17 protein-coding genes and 1 pseudogene are annotated in these 20,551 nt (G+C 55.6%); 2 read left to right on the top strand and 16 right to left on the bottom strand.

Features of this window, described 5'->3' with window-relative positions:
• Window positions 1–44: 44 nt before the first annotated feature.
• The 4 genes from dndE to dndB are packed head-to-tail and all read right to left on the bottom strand — an operon-like array spanning window position 45 to window position 5,083.
• Complete coding sequence (gene dndE / locus E7811_RS15900) at window positions 45–443, bottom strand: DNA sulfur modification protein DndE (protein ID WP_136395662.1); 399 nt, start codon at window positions 441–443, stop codon at window positions 45–47.
• Window positions 443–2,446, bottom strand: a complete 2,004-nt coding sequence (gene dndD, locus E7811_RS15895) for a DNA sulfur modification protein DndD (protein ID WP_136395661.1) — start codon at window positions 2,444–2,446, stop codon at window positions 443–445. Before dndD ends, dndE begins: the two co-directional genes overlap by 1 nt.
• A complete protein-coding gene (dndC, locus tag E7811_RS15890) occupies window positions 2,443–4,008 on the bottom strand; it encodes a DNA phosphorothioation system sulfurtransferase DndC (protein ID WP_136395660.1) in 1,566 nt (521 codons plus the stop codon). Before dndC ends, dndD begins: the two co-directional genes overlap by 4 nt.
• Window positions 3,992–5,083: a DNA sulfur modification protein DndB gene (gene dndB, locus E7811_RS15885; protein ID WP_136395659.1), complete on the bottom strand. Its 1,092-nt coding sequence runs from the start codon at window positions 5,081–5,083 to the stop codon at window positions 3,992–3,994. Before dndB ends, dndC begins: the two co-directional genes overlap by 17 nt.
• Window positions 5,084–5,105: 22 nt before the next feature.
• On the opposite strand from dndB, the gene E7811_RS15880 reads away from it, so the two are divergent.
• Entirely contained in the window at window positions 5,106–6,365 is a 1,260-nt protein-coding gene (locus E7811_RS15880; protein WP_211092134.1) for an aminotransferase class V-fold PLP-dependent enzyme, read from the top strand.
• A 72-nt stretch (window positions 6,366–6,437) separates the two neighbouring features.
• Here the strand turns inward: E7811_RS15880 and E7811_RS15875 are convergent, their stop codons facing one another.
• The 5 genes from E7811_RS15875 to E7811_RS15855 are packed head-to-tail and all read right to left on the bottom strand — an operon-like array spanning window position 6,438 to window position 14,411.
• On the bottom strand, window positions 6,438–6,869 hold the full coding sequence (locus E7811_RS15875; protein ID WP_168733065.1) for a DNA phosphorothioation-associated protein 4: 432 nt from the start codon (window positions 6,867–6,869) through the stop codon (window positions 6,438–6,440).
• The gene (locus E7811_RS15870) at window positions 6,859–8,910 is read right to left on the bottom strand and encodes an AAA family ATPase (protein WP_136395657.1); all 2,052 of its coding nucleotides are present in this window, start codon (window positions 8,908–8,910) and stop codon (window positions 6,859–6,861) included. The genes E7811_RS15875 and E7811_RS15870 overlap by 11 nt, the downstream gene beginning before the upstream one ends.
• Complete coding sequence (locus E7811_RS15865) at window positions 8,907–9,098, bottom strand: hypothetical protein (protein WP_136395656.1); 192 nt, start codon at window positions 9,096–9,098, stop codon at window positions 8,907–8,909. Before E7811_RS15865 ends, E7811_RS15870 begins: the two co-directional genes overlap by 4 nt.
• Before the next feature lie 49 nt (window positions 9,099–9,147).
• Window positions 9,148–11,235 carry a DNA phosphorothioation system restriction enzyme gene (locus tag E7811_RS15860; protein WP_136395655.1) on the bottom strand — a complete coding sequence of 696 codons (2,088 nt, stop codon included), beginning with the start codon at window positions 11,233–11,235 and terminating at the stop codon, window positions 9,148–9,150.
• Window positions 11,236–11,237: 2 nt separating this feature from the next.
• Window positions 11,238–14,411 carry a sigma factor-like helix-turn-helix DNA-binding protein gene (locus E7811_RS15855; RefSeq protein WP_168733064.1) on the bottom strand — a complete coding sequence of 1,058 codons (3,174 nt, stop codon included), beginning with the start codon at window positions 14,409–14,411 and terminating at the stop codon, window positions 11,238–11,240.
• A gap of 203 nt (window positions 14,412–14,614) precedes the next feature.
• On the opposite strand from E7811_RS15855, the pseudogene E7811_RS15850 reads away from it, so the two are divergent.
• Window positions 14,615–14,800: pseudogene (locus E7811_RS15850) on the top strand (transposase); the annotation flags it as partial.
• Between the two features lie 114 nt (window positions 14,801–14,914).
• Here the strand turns inward: E7811_RS15850 and E7811_RS15845 are convergent.
• From E7811_RS15845 to E7811_RS15820, 7 genes are all read right to left on the bottom strand, one after another.
• On the bottom strand, window positions 14,915–15,934 hold the full coding sequence (locus E7811_RS15845; RefSeq protein WP_136395653.1) for a site-specific integrase: 1,020 nt from the start codon (window positions 15,932–15,934) through the stop codon (window positions 14,915–14,917).
• A 49-nt stretch (window positions 15,935–15,983) separates the two neighbouring features.
• Window positions 15,984–16,409: a helix-turn-helix domain-containing protein gene (locus E7811_RS15840; protein ID WP_136395652.1), complete on the bottom strand. Its 426-nt coding sequence runs from the start codon at window positions 16,407–16,409 to the stop codon at window positions 15,984–15,986.
• A 33-nt stretch (window positions 16,410–16,442) separates the two neighbouring features.
• Window positions 16,443–16,637 carry a helix-turn-helix transcriptional regulator gene (locus tag E7811_RS15835; protein ID WP_136395651.1) on the bottom strand — a complete coding sequence of 65 codons (195 nt, stop codon included), beginning with the start codon at window positions 16,635–16,637 and terminating at the stop codon, window positions 16,443–16,445.
• A gap of 104 nt (window positions 16,638–16,741) precedes the next feature.
• The gene (locus E7811_RS15830; protein ID WP_136395650.1) at window positions 16,742–17,473 is read right to left on the bottom strand and encodes a hypothetical protein; all 732 of its coding nucleotides are present in this window, start codon (window positions 17,471–17,473) and stop codon (window positions 16,742–16,744) included.
• 2 nt (window positions 17,474–17,475) lie between these two features.
• The gene (locus tag E7811_RS15825) at window positions 17,476–18,741 is read right to left on the bottom strand and encodes a tyrosine-type recombinase/integrase (RefSeq protein WP_246020492.1); all 1,266 of its coding nucleotides are present in this window, start codon (window positions 18,739–18,741) and stop codon (window positions 17,476–17,478) included.
• A 608-nt stretch (window positions 18,742–19,349) separates the two neighbouring features.
• Window positions 19,350–19,517 (bottom strand): hypothetical protein, encoded by a 168-nt coding sequence (locus E7811_RS17965; protein ID WP_168733063.1) that lies wholly within the window; start codon window positions 19,515–19,517, stop codon window positions 19,350–19,352.
• Between the two features lie 10 nt (window positions 19,518–19,527).
• Window positions 19,528–20,436: a L,D-transpeptidase gene (locus tag E7811_RS15820; RefSeq protein ID WP_246020490.1), complete on the bottom strand. Its 909-nt coding sequence runs from the start codon at window positions 20,434–20,436 to the stop codon at window positions 19,528–19,530.
• Window positions 20,437–20,551 lie beyond the last annotated feature (115 nt).

Raw genomic sequence — 20,551 nt, 5'->3', positions numbered from 1 at the left:
CATTGAAACACAAACTCTCCGGTAAACCCGGGGCGGTTCACACGTTAGGCCGCTGCAGGCTTGATGATTTCATCCAGTTTATGAGCAAGGCCACCAATCGAGCGAACGTTTCGATCAGATGCGAGGTAGCCGAGCCCACGATGTAGATGCAGACGGAACTGCTCATGAACCGTGGCAGGGTCGAGGTCGAGACCGTCCTGCAAACAGCGCTGTTTGACTAGCGCCAAGTACGTCTCGTGATAAACACCTCCAAAGACACGCCACGCAATCTCTACAGCAGGCTCCCCCTTGAATTGTCGCGCCGGGGGTTTGGTCGGTTCGGCAAGTGATACGCAAAGTGCCCAACGGCAGAGGACGTTCCAAGTCTCAATCCCCGTGTGTCGCTTCAGTCTAATCAACTGTTCGCGCCCCTGTTCATCGATGCGGACGGTCTCAATCATCATCACGCAGCCTCCATTCCAGCTTCGCCAGCGAACGCATAACCGGGCACAACCTGACTGCTTTTCTGCTCGCTGTTGTATGTGACCGTGAAGCTCCTTGTGATGAACGGCTCGAGCTTCTGAAAAATCCGCTCATCAATTTCTTCATCCGTTGAGAGAAGGATCACCTGTTCCCCAGCACAAGGGAAGTATCGCTCTGCGAGCCGAGTACGATGCTGTGAGTCCAGTCGCCCAAGCGGCGTGTCGATGACCGTTGGGGCTGCCTGACCTGACGCTCTCGCCAAAGCCCAGAGCAATGCAACGGCGAAGAGCTGGCGCTCCCCGGCCGAAAGCTGATCGGGGGACACTATATGGTCGTCGCTACCATGCAATTCGATCGCAAAGGTTTTTGGATCGATCGTGACGCTCGCCACGAGATCATGCTTTCTGAAGAGAGCCTGAAGACCGTCGAGCATGAATTGCTCGATCCGTTGAATGTGATGGTGGATGACCTCGGTCGCGAAGCGCGACAGTGTTCGGCGCACTCCAGCCGAGTGTTGTAGAAGTCGGTCAGCGTCTTCACGTTGCAATTGAAGGCTAACCATCTTTTCCAGCTTAGACTTGTAGCGGCTACGTGCAGCCGCAATTTCTCGGTCTGCGGCTTCGCTCGCTTGCACGCAGCGTTGGAGCTCCGCTTCCGCCTGCTGATGCGACACTTCCGCTTCCAACACGTCCCGCAGGAGCGGAGCGACGCTTTCCGCTGCCGGAACAGATGCCAACTTGCGTTCGAGCTCGTCACGTTTTGCTTCGAGATCCTCCAATCTCTCGAGGAGTGCCTTTCGAGCATGAAGCAAACTGTCGCGGCCTCCTCCGCTAAGGGTAGCTACTGCTTCACGAGCAGAAAAGCTCAAGTTCAAATGGGTTTCTTTTGACGCCGTCAGCTCCAGCTTCTTCCGATCCTCGCTGAAGAAGGCCTCGACTTCATGAACAAGCGCTTCTGCCGCACCAAAGTCCCTAAACCGTGAAAGCGCTCGATGGTCGCGTGCCGCAAGATGCGAAAGGAGCGCGCGCGTCGCTTCGATTTCGACTTCTTGGCCCGCTTGATCACAAACTGCTTGAAGCAGTCCTGGTACAAGGAGCAGCGGTGCGCCATCGGCTGCCCAAGATCTGAGCTCTTTCCGGGCGTGCTCAAGCGCCTCATCAAGGCGGGCTCTTTCGGCCGTTAGAGCTTCCCGCGTAGCGAACAGATTACCACCCTCGGCCTCAAGGGCTGAGCGCGCACGTTGCAACACAAGGGAACTCCGTTCTGCATTGACTCGGGCGCTCGCAGTGCGCTCATTCGCTAAACGAGCCTGTTGCTCCGCTTCTTTTAGCTCCGCTTCAGCGAGACTAAGTTCTTCACGCAGGTCCGTGCCGCCGTTGTTTGCTAATTTGCGAGCCTCAAGTACCTCAAGGTCAACCTTCAAGCGTTCGACGATATCGAGGCCGAGGAGGGCATTAATCCCAGTACCGATGATCTCGGAAGACCGATCCAGATCCGCGAAGTGCTCAATCTTCTCGCCATCAAAAAAGAACAACGGGGCGATACGAGGTGGCAAGAGCTCTTCAATATAGTCACTCCACTCCGAAGTTAGGACTCGATCGAGCTGACCATCCACAACAACTTCAAACACCTCTCGGACTCGGTTGTTGCTGGCGGACCATGAGCGCCGGATCTGGAATACTTGCTCGCGCCCTTCCATCGCACGCCGAAAGGTAACTTTCACCTCGGCGCCGTCGCTCAACGGGGCGGTCTTATTGATGGCGTCGCGAAGGTAGTCATCATACGTCCCAGTTCCGCGAAACTGCCCCCGGGCCATCTTTCCAAAGAAGGCAAGCTGAAGGGCTTCCAGGAATGTCGTCTTGCCAGCACCATTCTGCGCCCCAATGAGAATGATAGGCTTGCTCGCTGAGTCTGGCGTCAGCACAAAGCTATGGCGCCCTCGATAAACGCCGAAGTTGTGTAGGATGATTTCGTCCAGGATCATTCGGCAGCCTCCGATTTTTTAAGATTGGCAAGTTCACCGAGTTCTTCTTGAAGCGCTTTTGCAGCGTCAGTGCTGCCACTGCTTGCATCACCGACTGCTTCCAGGAGTGTTCCTAGATTGCGGCGTCGCGCGGCCCTCGCAGTTGCATCTTCCACATCATTGTAGAAACCTCGTTTGAAGGCTTCCTCCAAACGCTCGAAGAGTTTCGCTCGTCGGCCAGAGGATCGATAGCTTCGCTGAACCTGTAGGAGCTCCCGAACAAGCTCAAAGTGGATCTGATCCTCACCCGCAACTTGCTTCAGGATAGTCATTTCGGTTTCTCCGAAGGGCTGTGAATCATCCAGCCTTTTCGCGCCGAACGTGCGACCGGTCGTCTCTGCGTAGATCACGGGCACCCGGTCCTCGACTTCGTATTTCTCGATGACCCATATCCTCCGAATCTCGTGAAGTTCGTCCTGAGTGATTAGCTCTATGCCACGAACCTCTGGTGGGGCCTTCGGGTGGTTGCGCACGACCTCTTGAGCAGTCAGAAGACGGCGCAACCAATCTTCGCGAGTAGCCTGTGTGTACGGGCCTGGAATTGGCCGGGCGTCCCTGTTGAAAAGCTGCACTGCCCCGCTCATTCGGCGGAAGTCACGCTTGTCGTGGTCAGGTTCGTCAAGAGCATTGCGCAGCTCAAGCAGGGGCGCCATCCACTCCTTTTCTTCGTCGTTCTGAATCATCGCCGACATAGACTTGTCTTTCTCGACAAGCGTGCAAACCCAACAGCCAAAGCGACTGTCACCGCAACTCGGTGTAGACGTATCCAGCACCACGGGGCACTCGGCATCCGGCGAGGCACCTTGGTACATGCTCAACAAAGCTTTGTTGTCATGTCCCCAAGGGTTCTTCACCTGGAGCAAGAACAGCCAAACGTCGTCATTCGTCCATTCCGAAATCGGGCTGTAGATAAAGGCATTCGGCAGCGAGCTGTGCGAGCTTAGGTTCTCGCGCAGACGTCCCTCGTCGCTTGCGTTCATGCGCGCAGCACGGACCGAACTCTCTGCTTTGCGCGTTCCAAGCACCACAATCGCTTCACCATTCTGCTTGACCACATCAGAAATGAAGCGATCAGCGGGGGTGATCTTCATTCGCTCCGTACACCAACGGAACTTTGGTCGAGGCGCAGGATAGCCTCGACCGATCAGGTTGACCCAGAACGTGTTTTGTACATCAGGAGTGAGCTTGTGCGGATAGATCGGCAGACCTTCACGTGCTGCATTCTCTCCCATCACCTCATGAGATCGATCAACCCACGCGGCTACCACTGGGTTTTCCACCAGCGTGTCCGTCGAAATAACGTGAACTGGTTTCCGACGATCTTCCTTGGGAAGCTTCGAGAGTGCTAGCCAAACAAGCTGCAAAACTGCGGTCGAATCCTTACCGCCGCTATAGCCAATCACCCACGGGATCTGGTCTGCAAGGTAGGTCCTCTGGATTTGCTCGACTGATTGGGAAAGCGCTTCCTGAAAGCCTGAGGCCTTGAAGACAGATTGGCGTGTTGTTCTAGGTGCTTCGCTCATAGTCTCCCCGCTGAAATGCATCTTCAATGCGCCGATCTTCCGGCGACAGCTCTAGATCCATGCTCTTTTTGATGTAGTTCGCTGTCAGAATGACATTCTGTGTGGCCTTCGAAAGGCGCCCGCCGACCACCGCGCGACCTGCCCATGTTGGGCTGTTCCGGGACCAGTCGATCTTCGAGAGTGCCTTCAGTCTCTTCTTCCAATCCTTTGGCGCCTCGCGCAACAAGGCAGCGCCAGACTTGCCGATGGCGTTCAAGACGACAGCGTGTGAGTGAATGAGGTCTTGCCGCACCTCGCTTGCTGGAATTTGCCCACGCCGCACTTGGCTCCACTCTGGGAGCTGCTTTGCAACCTCCTCCCAGAAGGCCTTAGCCGTCGACAGACCGGCCTCTAGATCGTCTGTTGCGTCCACCAATAGGGCATTGGTGGCTTGATAGATCGCACTGAGCGTGAATAGCCGCCGTGAACGCGCTGACAGCGTGCTTCTTTCCATCTCGACAAGATCTCGAAATGGTTCAGCTTCGAGGACAAGCCGTCGCGTCAATTCCGCCGCCTTGTCTCGATGGTCGTAAAGCAGAGAAATCGACGTAGATGGGCGGATCGCGTAGCGATTCAGATCGGCGAACATCTGCTGGGAGCGCGCCAGGCCGATGTCGCTGAAAAAGACGACCGCAATGGACTCGTCCGCTAGCTTTGGGTTGAGGTTCAACGCGGCCTCGATAGCCGCACGTCGGTGCTGACCATCATTGATGATAAAGGTACCTGACATCGGGATTCGCAGAACTCCCAGTCGGTCGTTCTCCTGCGAAACAGGCTCGAACTCCAAATCGGCATCGACCGAGGCTGTCAGCGCTGAAAAGACATAGCCGTCAGGATGCTCGGTGATGTACCTTGCCATCTCTGGAATTCGGGCCTTGTTCAGCGTACGCTGCGAGCGCAGCTCTGGCGTCAACTCCTCTTCGTCGAAGAGAAAAATCTTTGGAATCAGGCGCAGAGGGCACATTGACACATAGTATTCCCGGCCGGCCTGGACGCCGCGGATGGCAGGAAATGCGTAGTGGAAGGTATTGTCCATGGTGCCTCTCGCTACCCCACGCATGCCCAACCACAAACTGTTTGTCAAATGGAATAGCAAACAGTTAACGTACTGCCAAACTGCCATCTCGATCCGCCGGTTTCCACCGATTCTGACGGATCAAACGGAGTGCGATCTAGAGATGCCGACCTACCTAGACAACAACGCCACCACGCCCTTGGAGCCGGAAGTTCGGGACGTCATGCTGCGTTACTTCGATGTTGAGTATGGCAACGCTGACAGCCGCACGCACGAGTATGGTGCGCGGGCAAACAAAGCCGTGCAACTCGCGAGGGAGCAGATCGCCGAGTTGGCCGGCGCTGACCCCACTGAAGTTCTATTCACATCAGGGGCAACCGAAGCAAACAACCTCGCCATCTTGGGCTTGGCTGACCACGGCCACCGCAGTGGAAGGAAACACCTGGTTACAACTGCAATCGAGCACAAGGCCGTCCTGGAGCCGATGCGGGCGCTCGAGGCGCACGGTTTTGAGCTCAGCATAGTAGGCGTTGGTGACTCCGGACGCGTCTCGTCAAAGGATGTTCTTGCTGCGGTCCGTGAGGACACACTGCTGGTTTCCGTGATGCACGCAAATAATGAGACAGGAGTTCTGCAACCCATTGGCGAGATCGCCGAAGGCCTGCAAGGTCATACAGCCTACTTTCACGTGGATGCCGTGCAGGGCTTCGGCAAGGAGCTAGAGGGCCCTAGGCACGCTCGGATCGACATGCTTTCAGCCAGCGCACACAAGCTTTTCGGACCCAAAGGGGTCGGCACTCTCATCGCGAGGCGCCGGGGATACGAGCGCCCTCCTCTAAAGCCGCTCACCCATGGCGGTGGTCAAGAGCGAGGTCTACGACCAGGTACTTTGCCCGTTCCATTGATTGCCGGCTTCGGTATGGCCGCAGCAATCGCATTACGCGACTACCGTGTTCGCAAAGAGTTCTGCTCTATGGAACGGCGAAGAGCCCTCGAAGCGCTTGGACCTCTCGAACCGACCGTGATCGGCGACCAGTCCAACGCTTTGGATCATGTTCTAGCGCTCGGCTTCAAGGGCGTGGACTCTGAGGCGCTTATGCTCGCGCTCCGTGATCAAGTGGCGATCTCGAACGGCTCAGCCTGCACCTCTGCAAGGCGCGAGGCATCACATGTTCTCACAGCAATGGGGCTAGATCCGGATGTAATTGAAGCAGTCGCTCGCTTCTCGTGGAGTCACTTGCAGCCACCAACAGCCTGGGAAGAACTGGCGAAGCAGATTAAGGATTTGACGGTCTTTGCATAAGCGAGCGGGAGAAGCAGCAATATCCTTGCTGCCTCCGCGCTCACTTTGTCGCCAACATTGGGCAAACCAAGGCTAGAAGTTCGCAAGCTCCGTGATGTCGTCGAGCATTGTGTGGTCTTCTTCCTCACGTTGAACGAGTGCCAGAAGACCGTCTCGCCAGTCTTGCTTCCCATCCCAGATCTCGCGCTTCATGATCTCCAAGCCACCGTTTGCGTACTCTTCGAAACATAAAACCCTCGCGTCTTCGCTGGACGGCGCAATCATTGTAGGATCATCCGTTTCCTCGATGGCTAGTATGCTCATGATGGTGCGATCAAAATCCCCCCGAAAGATATCCAGGTCGATCGGCTCAGAACTTTTCTTGAAGGACTTTCGGTTTCCACGTCGAAAACCGAGAGCGGCCGCGAAAACCAATGCATCCTTATAGGTCGCAAAGACACCGGACTCGCGCAGCTCGTTGAGCATATCATCGAACTCGGCGGGACGTCTAACTCTACCGGCCAAGATAGCCCTCCTCGATTTTTGTGAACTCCGGACCATCCGTTCGCTTCACGTAACTGTCATCCTCTTCTCTCCCGGCCGACTTCGGCGCGTGATAGACAAGGCTATACTCTTTGCCGATGTAGGGACGGCACTTTTGGTCCACCTCATCGCTCCATTGCGAGTTTGAAGCGAAGATTATCACCTGATCGGCAAGTTGAGGAATATGCTCCGCAATCTTCTCACGATACTCTCGATCCAACGCACCGAAAGGCGAGTCCATTATTATTGGAAAAACTCCACCCTTGAAGAATGCGCCCTTGGCTTGCTTACGCTCCTTCGCAAGACTAACCAAGCTTGCGATGAAACTAAGACTGATAACTTGATTTTCACCGGTTGATTTCTCCGAAACAAGTTGCTTGCCAATACCTGGAAGATCTTTGAAAATTTTAAGAGTGTAGTCAGGATCAATCTCTGCATAAAAGTCTTTCCGCAGAATCGCGCGAAATGTATCATTCACGCGCTCAGAGAGTCGTTTCCGCGTCTCCTCGGCAAGTGCCTCATGCAACTGATCCACAAGCCTTTTGCATTCCTCTGCAAATTCAAGACGCTGGCGGGCCACGTCTTCTTTTTCCGATTTCGACTTGACCTTCTCAATTTCCTTCTTGATTCCCGAAAGCTCGTCTTCATACTGTTTGATTTCGTCACTCGCCCTAGCAATCGCAACCAGCTCATCCGCCTGGAGGCGTCCGAGCTCCTTCCGGCGCTCTTCAAGGCGTTTGACGTCTTCGATATCCGACGCACCCAAAGTACCGCTTATTTCGTCGAGTTCTTCAGAGATCGCCTTTAGGCGCTCCCTATAATCAGACTCCTTTGCCGCCCAAGACTTGATCTGCTTGTAGAGCCGTTCACGCTCGCGGGGCATGGCGCGCAGGTTGCTCACTGTCTCTGTGAATGCCGCTTCGAGGTCTTCGCCCGTCGCTCTATCACGATAGGCCTCGACAGAATGTCGCGCAGAGGAACCTTCGTCGAGGGGGCTGCCACAAATGCAGGTACCGGCATGCAGCAAATCATCTACAAACGTGCGCCTTATCTTGTAGGGGAGCTCACCACGGCGCCGACAGTCTTCCAGCTTTTCGGATACTCTAGAGATACTCTCCGGCAGGAACGCCAGCGCACCTACCTGGGAGATCAGCTCCATACGCGCTTTTCGCAGATCCTCAAGATCAGCCTTCAAGCCCCCGTTCTCATCTTCGAGAGCTCGTCGTCGTTCCGCCTTTGCCTTAACCTCTGAAATCTCCTCATAAGCCGCATTAATAGCGTCGATTTCTCCCTGATAACCCGCACGATTTTTCTCAGCTAGACTCCTGATGCTTTTTTGCTCCTCGACGTCTTGCAGGATTTTTTCCTGACGCACCAGGAGCTCACGGTAATCGGACGAGGCTGTCTCGCTAGCCTCCCTACGAAAATCTTTTATAACGAGCCGCCCCAAATGATCACTCGCTCTTTCGACGATCTCGAGTCCCATCAATGTACGAATCGCATTCTGGATCTCACCAGCCGCGGAGACGTTCGCAAGTTTCTCAATCCTCTCACCATTAAAAAAGAAGTACGAATGCAGCTTCTCAGGTATCAACTGGTTAATTTGGCTAGACGGATTCTGAGACCGCTGGAACTTTCCGCTTGTATCAACCCAAGTGACACTCGGAACGGATTTCCCAATTGGTTCAGCATCAAGGCTGTCACCCACTCGACGGTATTCTTGTTTTCGACTAACAGTATAGATTGAACCCTCATGCTCAAATTCGAGTTCAAGGAATAGCTCCGCAATGCCATCAGGCGCCGTTTCCGACAACGCGAGCTCATTGAGGATCGTTTGCTCACCTGTGTCAAAGTCTGTACGTCCATACAGCACCCACTTGAAGGCATTGAGGAGAGAGGTCTTCCCGGCGCCATTTTCACCGTGAATTACTGTGATGCGAGACTGGTCGTCTATTTCAAAGCTGAGAACACAGTCACCATAGAACTGCCGAAAATTCCGAAGGAGAAGACGCTTTATCCTCACTTCTTCACCTCTCGCTCGATGAGCTGTTTGATGCGCTGCGCGATCTCTTTCTCGACGCTACCTGCAGAGCTAAGGTTTCGATAGCTATGATACTCGTGCTCGATCTCCAGGATCTCGTTGACTGTTGTTCTCACGCGCGGCGATGCCGCTTGCAGTATCTCGCGAGGGGAGAGCTTATCGCTGCTCATATGTTTGGCGCCCTTTCTACAAGTACGATTCTGTAATGATTCAGTGTGGTTAGTGGTCAAGGAGTCTGAGCTTCTCTTTGATCGCCCGTATCTTGGATAAAGCCTCTCCATGGTTTTCGGCAAGGCCTGCGAACTCGTTGAACCGAGCGAGCTCTCTCCGCATGAGCGACCGCTCGACATTGGAGACACCCTTGTCCTCCAGGAGGTCTGGACTGGGAGTTACGATAAAGTCGTAGATTGTTGCCCGCTCCTTTCCAGGGAACCTACGCAAGACGCGACCCCTGCGTTGGATGAACTCCTTTGGGTTCGTTGATGAGGCTAGGATGTAGGCAGTCTGCGTCATTGGTACGTCAACGCCTTCGTCCAAACAACGAATTGCGAGGAGAACCTGAAGGTCACCAGACGCGAACTGAGACAACAACCTGCTTCTTTCGCTATTGCTCTCTTGCGAGGTAAACTTGTTCGCACGAAGCCGAAGGCCAGATCCAATTTGCTCGAGCGCCGTGTCGATGTAGCGCTTCTCTTCCTCTTTGCTATCACCGCAGTAAACCAATGTATGATGCACATCCTCTTGCTTCCTCAGAAGCTCGAGAAGCGCTGGCAACTTGTTACTTGCTTTGCCGATCAGGCGTGCTCGGCGGATGAGAAGGCGTTTGAGTGCCTCACTTCCTTCCTCATTGTCGGGTTTTTCCCCTTGCGCAAATAGCTTGCTGATCTGAGTGGATAGTTCATCGTATTCAGTCTGTTCTTCATCGTCGAAATGCACCAAAATTGGATAATAGAAATAGCGGCAAAGAAAGCCGCCCTGAATTGCTTTGTCGAGACCAAACTCAAGGACTGTTTGCCCGAAGTAACGCCTGAGCTCCGTCGTACCTTCTTCATCACCAGCACGATCAGGCGTGGCTGACAGGCCAAGTCGGAAATTTGCATTCTGCGGCAAGGAGGCAAGCGCGTTGCGGGCGCCCAGGTTATGCATCTCGTCGCCGACGAAGAGAAGATGGCCGGGCGCTTGCTCAATTAGCGTTTGGAAGGGTCTGTCGCGAAGGGACGCGTTTACAACTATGAACATCCCCTGCTGGCGTACCTTGGCTCGAAGATCGTTCAAAAGGCTTTGAGCTTTGTTCATCCAGCGGCTCAAGCCACCGTAGCATAGTATAGGATCGTACCCGAACTCCCGAGCTTCCTTTGCCCATTGTTCAGCCAAATGCTGATAAGGCACAGCAATGATGGTGAGCAGCTCCCCTTGCTTTGATGTGACGTACTCATTCAGCCTAGTTATGGTAGTGAGAGCTGTAACGGTCTTCCCCGTCCCGGTCGCCATATGAAGAATACCTTTACCATTATTCTTGAACCAGTTTCTTATCCCGTCCTCCTGATAATCCCGAAGCCGACCGTTGTTCAAAAAATGCGGGGGAACGCAAGGACCATCGCTGACGGCGCTGGGGAAAAGATCATAGTGGCGGGTCGAGCGGCGCGCTTGCTCCGCAAATACGCTTAGATCGGCTTCTCTCGGATCATGAACCGCGAGGTTCGGGTCTTGCCCCCGCCACATGCGCTCAAAAGATGATGCAATAGCATCGTTTCGGCTAGTGCTCTCCTCCGAGGCCCAATCGCAGAAGACGCTAAACGCCTCCCAATTAGTACCTGCGCCGCCAGTCAGATTATATGACCCAAGAAAGCCGACACGATTGCCTTCCCTATCTCGGAACTGACCTTGCTTTGCATGCATGATGCCTGACAGGCGGTTGCGAGGAATGCCGATCTTGAAAGTCAGAACTCCATCAATAATGAGCCAGCCCAGAGCTTCACGGGTTCGTTGGGTTAGCTCCGAATAGAGTTCCTGATAGGAACGAGATATGATCTCATCGACGCGGTCACCCCCCGGCGCCCCATCAACTGCAAGCGCCCGAAAATCATCCTCGGACAGCTCAGGCGATATGATCCATCGCGCCCTTCCTCCGGCTCGCGCAAACTCGGCTATCCCATGAGCAGCATCGCGCAACCACGCTGTGCTGAAATATCCAACCGCGACATCGTAGTAGGACGCTCGTTCAAGTACCGGATCGAAAAAATCCGCGATCGGGTCATGTTCGCTAGTAGTAACATATAGGGGCAGTGAAATATCCTTCAGGCTCATGTTTAGATCCCAAAGTCACCCAGAAGTTTGTCGAGAAGTTCGTCCTCATCCTTTCTTGTTCCAGCTGTCCCCGCCCCACGCGTAAGCGTCGGGTCAAGATCAGCCAAGTCTCTCACACCTTTTCGTGCTAAATAGTCTCGTACCCTGGCTATATCGTCAGCCCCGTCCCCAAGCTCGCGCAACGCCGCATCTCGGACTTCAAGGTACCGAGAAATTTCTGGCGGCGTCTGTCTGAGATAAACTAGGTCGCTCTCCACCTGGAAGGCATCAAATCCGGAAAGAAACCCTTTTAAAGGACGAGAAGGAAAATCGCCAAGTATCGGCGAAATCAGTTCTACAAGGGCCAGCACAGTTTTTGGGCCCGAAGAAAGCGCAATACAGCAGCAGTCACGCAGCCGCCCCTGTTGCTGCTCGTCACCAAAAACTCGGCTCGTCAGATCGTAATGACCCCGGCCAACCGATACGGCCTGCGGTGAATTCTCAAGGCTCGTTGCAATTGACGTCAGGAAGGTGTCACGACGCCCTTCCAACGCGGCCGCGATCTCCTCCAGCGACATCGCCCGTGAAGACTCGGTCAAAACAGATACTATTTCTTCATTGAGACCTAGGAAACCTTGACTGGATGAGAATTTAGCAAGGCCTACCATCAGCCCTCGCCTGACATCAAATCTCTCATCATCCTGTAGTATCCCCAGGAGCATGTAATAGTCGAAATCAGCGCCAAATTTTTCCGTTGATCCCTGGAAAAGTTCTGAAAAGAGAACTTTGACACTAACATACTCTTCGCGTGCCTCAAGATAATCGTGTGCGTTCGCCCTAATGGTCTTCAGGTCATCTGAACTGAGCTTCAAGTTCTCATAGAGATCGTAGGTCCCTCTTGCAACGATGAGAGCCTCATCTAGTCCACCTAGGATCGAGCCGATTTGTTGAATACTTTCATCCTTGCCGAATATCTCATGGTTCAACGCCCTGATTTCCTTGCAATGTAATGCATGTCCTGCGTCACGAAGGATGAGGGTATAGCGAACGTATGTCGGAAGGCGAGGTGCAGCCCGAAGTTCATCACCATCAATCTTAGCGGAGAAACTCGACCGAAGCTCCTGCTTAAGCTCTTCCATGGAAATGTCAGGAAATTTATCGGCTATAGCTGATATGCGAATAGGCAAGGCTTCACCCAAAATCGCGTCAACAAGACGTTGACGCAGAGAACCCGCAAATACCTCAGGTTCTTCCGGCAACTCGAGCAGATACTGCTCGAGCGTCCACCCTGATTCTGTCTTTACGCTCTCGCGTTCAAGAAAACCTTTCAACCCTGTATAACAAATATCTATTGCCAACCGAAGGCGAGGATCCAAAGCCTTAAAGACCGAAGCAATCTGTTCCTCCGTCACCAATCTCCGATTTTTAAAGACCACTTCAATTGCGTCTTCCGAGTCTAATGCTGCCGAAAGAGCTTCTATGATCCTCTTGTTGCGCATCTTCCGAAGCGCTTTTGCTTCGATCTGACGAATTCGTTCCCGCGTAACATCGTGGTCTCTCGATATTTCCTCGAGGGTTTCTGGTTCGCCACCATCTAGCGCGTAGCGACGCTTGACCACCTCGCGCTCGCGCTCTGCTAAATAATTCAAGAGATTGGTAACAATCTCATTAACCGTTTCACCCCATTCTAAGCTGACTTGCTCCTTCAACGGGGGAAGAATGTCCACGTCTTCATATGATAGGACGGCGCGCAGACTCTCGTCGCCAATCCACCTACCCGCGAGAAGGTCCCTAATGCTCGAAGCAAAGGCTTCACCTATGCGATGCGCCGATAGTCGGCTCCTAATTACGTCGGTGATTAGTCTATCGAGTTCTTTGCTTGACTTGGTACCGAAATTTCCCTTCCATCTGAGGTTTCTCACAACCTCCTCATACGAAGAAAGTAGCTTGGAGAACGTTATCGAGTGATCTGCATAGGCCTTGACGAGGCAATTTTTCAGTCGGGCTGACGGAAATTGGTTTAGAACATCATCCGGAAACTGAAGACCTTCAATCATTCGCTGTGCAACAGCGAGGGCCCGCTGGAATTTTTCCTCTACTTGTCGTCCGGCCTGCGCGCCCTCGCTAAGCTCGCCCTTCCCTTCGGCGACGCCTTCCGAGCTGAAAGCGTCTGTCACAAGCTCGTGGAGTTCTTCGATGGATTTCGTACCGAGATTTCGGATTCTCTTGAAAGCCTCGCGTGATTGTTCGGGCGCACGCATATATTCAGCTACTGTCCCGACTGGTAGGTTGCTAGCTCCGGCAATCGCATTGCGCAAACGCACCGAGCACTCGCTGTCTGCGACAAGTGCCTTGATTGTCCGCTCCTTCACCATGGCCTCTGGAGTCTCCTCCTCAGCAGCTGCCGAACGTCGGACGTAATCTTGGATGAATCTGGACCGCTCCTCGCCTACCGAGCGATCAAGGCGTCTGATTACCTCGTCGACGAGCCCCATCCTGAACGCGCGCTCGTGCTCATCCACCGCTTCCTCGTAGTCCCGCGTGAACCGGGCCAATTCTGCTATCAAATGCTCTTCTTCCGAGGTGACTACCGCATCGAACGCATCATTCGCCCCTGGGTGGGGTACATTCTCCGCTGAGGCGCGGAGGTCTCGGGATGGTTCCGGGGTAGGAAGCGCATCTTCAGACCCTTCGGAACGATCCGAGTTTGATGAGATTTCCTCTTGGATCCTGCCCGGTGACTTGTGTGGTCCATCCGCTGAGACGGTTGCGCCGTCTTCATCCGCCAAGGCCTGAAGGATGCGTACCGTTGCCTCGTCAGCCGCATCGCTATCCGCGACCTGCTCGGTTAGCAGTAAGGGAACAGCTTTGTCCTTACCTTCGAGATCACCGATTAAGTCTGCATGCTCACTTGTCTGAGACATATCATCTGTGGGACCTTCTGGCGCCGGCTCCATACGATCGTACCTGGCGCGCTGAGGCTGCACCAATGGAAGGGTCTCCGTCCTAAGACACTCAGGCTTGGCGGCTTGTTCAGCAGGTACTTCGTCTGGGTCGGATCCCTCGAGAAATCCCGTGGTACCGGCCTCAAGTGGTTCGGCTCGGCGTGTGTCATCATCAGAAGCGGCTGAGTCTTCCCTGACCTTGGTCGGAGCCTGCAACAGGCTTGATATCTTCCTAGCGAGGCCGGACAGCATGAGCGTTCGTTGAATCCGTTGATTTTGTTGCATTCCGGATGCGGAGCACCAATATCGTACCCGGTTCTGAGATGGTGCGTAAAGCCCCCGCGTGGCAAAAGCTGGGTATCAATCTGACGCTTGCTCTTGCCATGTTCCAACCGCCTGGATTGAACCGCGCCGGGTTTGCCGGAGGCTCCAACTCCTGAGTAGGATGGAGTATCATGAGCAAGACAACGAACAAGTTTTCCCCCGAAGTGCGTGAACGCGCGGTGCGGCTGGTCTTCGACAACGAGGGTCAGCATGGCTCGCGTTGGCAGGCGATCGTATCGATTGCGGCGAAGATCGGCTGTTCGGCCCATACGCTGAACGAGTGGGTTAAGAAGGCCGAGGTTGACGGCGGTAATCGGGAACATTCCGCCCGCAGAAGCCGAGGCCAACTTCTACGCAACTCTGGAAACTGAACCCATGGCCGCGAAACTAACGAAAATCAGCCTCCGGCAAACCCGGCGCGGTTCACTTTATCACCCCATCCCCCGGATCAATTCCCCCTGCCGAGACGGCGACACAGGGCAGTAAGCACTGAGCGTTGTGGCGATGTTATCGTGGCCCAGGTTCATCGACCATGCCTTGAACTGTTCGGGCGTCTTGCAGTGATCATTTGCCATCAGGCCCAGCGTCTTGCGGAAGCTGTGCGGGGCGTAGGCGGGCAGGCCTGCGTTGATGAAGCCTTCCTTGATCACTGCGCGCAACTTTCCCGCATTGTTGTAGGTCTCACGAGAAAGGCCCAAGGCAGCGAAGGACCCATCCTTCAGGCCCATCAGGGGCTTGGGGAACAGGGCGTCATTGGGGCCAAAGAGTTGATCCTTGCGCAAGTAAGTCACCCAATCGCTGAAGGCTTCCAGATAGGCGGCATCGACCGGAAAAAACCATGTCGTGAAGGTCTTGGCGAACTTGGTCTTTACCTCGCGGGCATCCTGGTAGACGCAGCCCTGAACCAGATCGACGCTTTTCAGCCGCAAGGACGCAATCGCCCCGTCCCGCGCGCCCGTCAGCATCAGGAAGGCGAACAGCGCCTTGTCGCGGCGCTGCAAGGGCGTGGTGCTGGGCATTAGGCCAAAGGCATGGCGGCACTGTTCGGGCGTCGGATAGATCGCATCGCGCGCGGTATGGGCAATGCGGGCATCCTTGGCATTCAGGTTGAAGTATTCGGCGTCGGCATAGGCGATGCGCGACTTGTAGCCGGGTTGCCCTGCCAGCCACAGGACGAAGGCCTTGACCATCCGCAAGGTGCTGTCGATGGTGGCCTTGGCCAGCGGTGCCCCGGTGCGGGCATTCCGTTCGTTCGAAAGGTGACGCTTGAAGGCAATGGCCTGATCGATGTGGAACCGCTTGAAGGGCTTGAACCCGGTGCTGCGTTCGAACCGAAGGATCGCCTCGCCTGCCTTGTCGACCGTCGCCATGTCGCTGCGCTTGGCTTCGCGCAGAAACTCAAGGTAACGGCGCTTGATCCGTTCGTTTTCTTCGTTGAACTTCCGGGCCATCGCGCATCCTTTCCGAAGTGAAGGTTTAAGAGGGAGTTGGCAGTATCCTTTAGGCTTGCCGCCCCTCGTTTAGGGCGAGATCGAAGATCGCCGCAAAATCCGCGATCCGGGCGCGGCTGATCATCCGGTTGCAGGTGCCGCCGCAGGCCTCACATAGGCCCTCAAGTCGGGCGGTCTTCGGGGTTTGGGGAATGCAATCGACCATCATGCCCATCGGCGCGCGGCCTGCTTTGCACGACAAGCAATAGAGCTGATCTGCTTTCAAAGGTGTGCGCGATTGCGTTGCGCGATCCTGTAAGAAGTGCTGCAACGCATCACCGAGGATCAGATAAGGTCGCCGGGATCGCATCAGGGGCAAACCGGCCTTGACCCAACTGCGGATCGTGCTGGTGGTGATGTTCATGGCGATTGCCGCCTCGTCAATCGTGTAGGTGCGGGTCGAGCGGATGGCGCGCGGGTTCGGTCGCTTAGCCATGCCGCCCCCTCCCGTTGCCACTCGACCCCCGCATCAGCGCTTACCATCTTCGGAGGCTTTCACCGCTTCCCAAGCCTCGATCTCGGACAAGCGCCAGCGCACGCAGCCGGGGCTGAGTTTCACGGGTTTAGGGAAGGTCGGGTCTTCGTTAACCCAGCGCCGTGGCGTCAGATGGTGAACCGAGTAACGCGCCCCAAGCTGGCGGTCGGAAAGGTAAGTTTCGGGCATGTGCGTCTCCATGCATTGCGATGCAGGAAGATTGGCCGCTTTCCATTCCTGAAAAAATTGGGGAAGTTTCTCTTCCCCCTGGGGAAGTTGAACTTCCCCCCCGTCTATTTCTTGATTAGACCCTCGGAAACAGCAACCTCATAGCCGTGTGCAATCCATGAAAGCACCTCCTCGCCAGGTTCCAGAAACGGCCATTGCCCGAGAGACGCAGGGAAGTGTTTATGGACATCCCAAATGTTCCAACCGCTTGTATTCGTGGATACAGAGAGTGCCGCTTGATACATGGCGGCGTTTGTAATCAGTGAAGCCGTCACCTCGGGCACTTCGTCCCATAGATGCGTGGGGGCCAAGTATTCACTCGCAGCAACATGCGCGGCGCAAATATGCGCCACACTGCGATATTTTCGGAATATGCGCTCAACGCTGGATAAGTCGCTGGTTACGGACGTCGCCCTTTCCTTTCCGAACGGGTCTATGGCCGGACGCCACCTGATCTTTCCAAAAGAATTTGCCGCACAGGATGCTATAATGGCAGAGCGGTTTAGGCTTGGTGACTGGCCGAAGTCTTTCTGCCAAATATATGAAAGTGCCACAAATCCTGTCAGGTAGATGTGAGCCGTGCGCTTTTCTGCAATCCGTGATGCTGCACGGAAAATCTCGGTGGGCTTATATTTGGCCCCTCCCACGCGAACAAATTCTGCCTTCTCGATGTCCGCGAGTATCAACGCTTGTTGCTGGTCACGAGCGCTTAAAGGAAAATAAATAGCCGCGACCAGCCTGTGATAGGCGTTATGGGCAACATTGAAGCCGTCGTCCGACAGGATGAGATGCTGCATGGTTAGTTCCTCGCAACGACGGCGAACTTTGGGGTAAACGTCAGGAAATCAGCCCAATCGGCCATCATGCGCCGCCGCTTTTCGATCATGTCGCCGCGCCGATAGCTGGCCTCCACCGCGTTGCTGATCCGGTGCGCCAGCGCGACCTCGGCCATGTCGCCGGGATAGGTTGTCTTCTCGGCCACCCAATCCCGAAAGGTCGAACGTAACCCATGCGGCACGGCGGGGCGCTTCGACACGCGGTCCAGATACCCCGCGCGCCCCTCGGCCACGGCGGCCTCGTGCATCCGCTTCATGGTGGCGGAAAGCGTCATGTCCGAAAGCTGGCCACCCCGCACGGCGGGAAACACCAAAGGGTTGCCTTCGAACCGTGGCAGGGCCTTCAACAGGTCAATGGCGCGGGCAGACAAGGGAACCCGGTGTTCCTTGCCCATCTTCATGCGCGCGCCCGGAATGATCCAAAGCCCATTGGCGAGATCAATCTCATCCCACTGCGCGCCGCGCACCTCTTGCGAACGGGTGGCAGTCAGGGCCAGAAACTCCAGCGCCCGCGCGCCGAACCCGTCGCGCCCCTGCAAGTCGGCAAACCAGTTCGGCGCGTCGTCCAGTGACAGGGCGGGATGGTTGCCCTCGGTGGCGATCTTCGACGGCGGGGGCAAGAGTTCTTTCAGATTGCCCGCCCAGCGCGCGGGATTATCGCCCGAACGGTGCCCTGCCACCGTGGCCCAGTTTAGAACGGCTTCGATCCGCCCCCGAAGGCGTGACGCGGTTTCGGTCTTGTCGGACCAGAGCGGTTGCAAGACCCGCAGGATATCCTGCGTCGTGATATCCTGCACCAGCATCTTGCCCAACTCAGGCAAGGCATAGGTGGCAAGGGTGTTTTCCCATTGCTGGCGATGTTTGGCGTTCTTGAAGGCGTCCAGCTTGGCCGCAAGCGCCTTGTCCACCGCATCCTCAAAGGTCAGCCCCCGGCGCTGCGCGGCGATCAACGCGGCCTTGACCGCCTTGCGTTCCTCAATCGGATCAATTCCGCTATCGATCTTCGCCCGCGCCTCGCGCGCCTTCTCGCGCGCCTGCGCAAGGGTCACGCCCGGAAAGCCGCCCAAACCGATATCGCGCCGCAACGTGCCGACCGTGACCCGCAAGACCCAAGATCGCCCGCCCTTCGGCGTGATCTGCATATGCAGCCCCGGCACGCCCCCGACCGAAACCAAGACATTCCGCCTCCCGCCCGGATGGGCAAGGCGCTTCACTTCAATTGCAGACATTTCTTCGGCAACGCGCGGCATCCGTTTTACCCAACATCCTACCCAACAAAAACAAAGTAACCGGATGCATGGAATCGCACAAGCCTGCATAGGTAGGATGTGGGGCAGATCAACCATCTTAGGAGGATAGATCGGCACAACAATATGATTGCAAATATTTTTTTAAGATCTTGGCTGCCTTCGTCTCCGCCACTTTCCCTCGCAAAAGCGTTCCCTCGATCTGGCTACAGCAGGATTTTTTTGTTGTTTTGGAGGGTTATGCGGGACGGGCTGAGCACTGACCCCGCGCCGGCAGCCGAATGTGGTCTCTCGGGGCCGATATTCTCTGGACCTCATGACTGCGCTAATTTGGCGAATAGTTTGCAGTAGATTGAAATCACTTGTTCGTTTTCGACCGTGTACCAGACACTTCGATGGCGGGGGTGTTCGTCAGATGGGACTGAAATCCAACCCATCGCAACGCAAACGCATGATACCAAGCGCGCGGAGAAGGTTTTCTTGAAGCGGCCCTCCCACGCCGCCCGTGCCGAAGATCATCTGCGGACAAGCTGACTATTGAGAGCTCGAACAAGCAGCACTCCGCTTCTGCGTCGTCGTCACCGCCCCGGTCATTCTGCCGCCTCCTCGGCGATCTCGGAGACGACGACGCCCTCGCTCTGCCCGGTCGCGCCGGGAAAGCACCCGGCTAGAAAGGGCGCGGCCGCAGTGGCGACCAAGCTCCCCGAGGCGGCCTTGCTCAGAGCCGGAACCCGAGCGTTCAATGTCTTGAGAAACATCGTGTGCCCCTTACGACATGATCACGAAATCGCGACCGGACCTGCTGTCGGGATGCAGCGGCAAGTCGGTGAAGACATAGATCATACCCGGATGGACATAGCGTTTGATCGTTTCCGCGAAAGCCTCGTCGGTCTGCACACGGCGCAGGTCATGGGTGCCGGCATTTGCGCCGGAATAGGTCAGCGCTTCCCAGTGCATGCCCTTCGCACCGTCATGCGGCCCCTTGAGGACATAGACATGTGATCCCAGTGGCTCGCCGTCCCAGATCAGCGGCCCCTCCGCGATCTCACGGTCGTTTTCGATCAGGGCGATCTTCTTGTCGTGGGACGAGGCGATCATCGACGTGATCGGGTGCTCGTCGCCGAACTCCCAATCAGACGGATGCTTGCGCGGGTTCAGCGTGGCCAGCACGTCCTCGAATTCGTTCTCTGCGTAGCCGGACAGGATCAGGCCGGGATGCGCCACGTCCATGGGAAAATGGTGTTCATCCGCGATGATAACGGGCGTGCCCAGATGGGTGACTTCGAAAAGAAGGGCCGAGAATTTCAACGGCAGCCGGACGCAGCCATGCGAGGCGGGATAACCGGGAAGATTGCCAGCATGCAGCGCGATACCATCCCAGGTCAGGCGGTTGGTATTGGGCATGGGTGCGTTGTTGTAGGTCGACGAACGGTGATCGCGGTCCTTCTGCAGCACCACGAAGACGCCGGTCGGTGTCTCGTGTCCCGGCTTGCCGCTGGAGCAGGTCGAGACCGCGATCCGCACGCCATTGCGGTAGACGTGAACGCGTTGCTCGTTCAGCGACACGATCACCGCGACCGGTCCGAAGGGTTGGCGCTCCGGGTGCCAGGTGAATTCCCCCGGCTTGAGATCATGAATTTCTTTGTAAACATGCTGTCCGAAGAGCGGCCCGGCCATCATCATGAGGCCAAGGCCACCCGCACCTGTCAGAATACCGCGGCGAGTTAGTGTCTTCATGGTTGTGTCCTTCGATTTTAGGCGAAATGGTCGGGAGTCTTCGGTTTGGTGTCGT

Origin of the sequence: Aliigemmobacter aestuarii (genome assembly GCF_004799285.1) — a bacterium.
Lineage (GTDB): Bacteria > Pseudomonadota > Alphaproteobacteria > Rhodobacterales > Rhodobacteraceae > Aliigemmobacter > Aliigemmobacter aestuarii.
Note: the sequence above shows the minus strand (reverse complement) of the source record. Positions and strands in the feature narration are given on the sequence as shown.

What these genes read in the sequence shown, in the direction of transcription:
- dndE (WP_136395662.1), bottom strand. Translation starts at nt 443, where the DNA reads ATGATGATTGAGACCGTCCGCATCGATGAACAGGGGCGCGAACAGTTG.
- dndD (WP_136395661.1), bottom strand. Translation starts at nt 2,446, where the DNA reads ATGATCCTGGACGAAATCATCCTACACAACTTCGGCGTTTATCGAGGG.
- dndC (WP_136395660.1), bottom strand. Translation starts at nt 4,008, where the DNA reads ATGAGCGAAGCACCTAGAACAACACGCCAATCTGTCTTCAAGGCCTCA.
- dndB (WP_136395659.1), bottom strand. Translation starts at nt 5,083, where the DNA reads ATGGACAATACCTTCCACTACGCATTTCCTGCCATCCGCGGCGTCCAG.
- E7811_RS15880 (WP_211092134.1), top strand. Translation starts at nt 5,106, where the DNA reads ATGCCCAACCACAAACTGTTTGTCAAATGGAATAGCAAACAGTTAACG.
- E7811_RS15865 (WP_136395656.1), bottom strand. Translation starts at nt 9,098, where the DNA reads ATGAGCAGCGATAAGCTCTCCCCTCGCGAGATACTGCAAGCGGCATCG.
- E7811_RS15860 (WP_136395655.1), bottom strand. Translation starts at nt 11,235, where the DNA reads ATGAGCCTGAAGGATATTTCACTGCCCCTATATGTTACTACTAGCGAA.
- E7811_RS15855 (WP_168733064.1), bottom strand. Translation starts at nt 14,411, where the DNA reads ATGCTGTCCGGCCTCGCTAGGAAGATATCAAGCCTGTTGCAGGCTCCG.
- E7811_RS15845 (WP_136395653.1), bottom strand. Translation starts at nt 15,934, where the DNA reads ATGGCCCGGAAGTTCAACGAAGAAAACGAACGGATCAAGCGCCGTTAC.
- E7811_RS15840 (WP_136395652.1), bottom strand. Translation starts at nt 16,409, where the DNA reads ATGGCTAAGCGACCGAACCCGCGCGCCATCCGCTCGACCCGCACCTAC.
- E7811_RS15835 (WP_136395651.1), bottom strand. Translation starts at nt 16,637, where the DNA reads ATGCCCGAAACTTACCTTTCCGACCGCCAGCTTGGGGCGCGTTACTCG.
- E7811_RS15830 (WP_136395650.1), bottom strand. Translation starts at nt 17,473, where the DNA reads ATGCAGCATCTCATCCTGTCGGACGACGGCTTCAATGTTGCCCATAAC.
- E7811_RS15825 (WP_246020492.1), bottom strand. Translation starts at nt 18,741, where the DNA reads ATGTCTGCAATTGAAGTGAAGCGCCTTGCCCATCCGGGCGGGAGGCGG.
- E7811_RS17965 (WP_168733063.1), bottom strand. Translation starts at nt 19,517, where the DNA reads ATGTTTCTCAAGACATTGAACGCTCGGGTTCCGGCTCTGAGCAAGGCC.
- E7811_RS15820 (WP_246020490.1), bottom strand. Translation starts at nt 20,436, where the DNA reads ATGGCCGGGCCGCTCTTCGGACAGCATGTTTACAAAGAAATTCATGAT.